A 554-nucleotide genomic window follows, 5' to 3' on the forward strand; every position below is an offset into this window, starting at 1 on the left:
GTGCCGCTCGGTACCAGAGCACCGGAGACCATCACAACCACGTCACCTTTCAGACCCATGCCGATTTCCAGCGCGGCTTCTTTACCGATGCGATAGAAATCGTCGGTAGAGGCGATGCTGTCAACCACGTGAGCAACCACACCCTTGGTCAGAACCAGCTGGGCAGCAGTTTTCTTGTTGGTGGTGATAGCCAGGATCCAGGCTTTCGGGAAGTACTTGCGAATGGCCTTGGCAGACTTGCCGCCTTCGGTAGCGACCACGATCAGCGGGGCGTCCAGCTTCTCGGAGGTCTCTACGGCGCCTTTACATACGGCTTCGGTGATGCGCAGCTTGTTGCTGTCGTTGGCAGCAGACAGGTTGGACGGCATCACGGCATCGGTACGCTCGCAGATGGTGGCCATGATGGTCACGGCTTCCAGCGGGTACTTACCCTTGGCGGATTCACCGGACAGCATCACTGCGTCGGTACCGTCCAGGATGGCGTTGGCCACGTCACCAGCTTCGGCGCGGGTCGGACGCGGGTTCTTGATCATGGAGTCCAGCATCTGGGTGGC

Annotated in this window: 1 protein-coding gene; it reads right to left on the bottom strand. The window is 59.7% G+C overall.

Features of this window, described 5'->3' with window-relative positions:
* Nucleotides 1-554 (bottom strand): pyruvate kinase (locus L972_RS15760; protein ID WP_047439424.1); only part of this gene is annotated, 554 nt, incomplete at both ends.

It is taken from the genome of Aeromonas sp. ZOR0001, assembly GCF_000801015.1.
GTDB classification, from domain to species: domain Bacteria; phylum Pseudomonadota; class Gammaproteobacteria; order Enterobacterales; family Aeromonadaceae; genus Aeromonas; species Aeromonas veronii.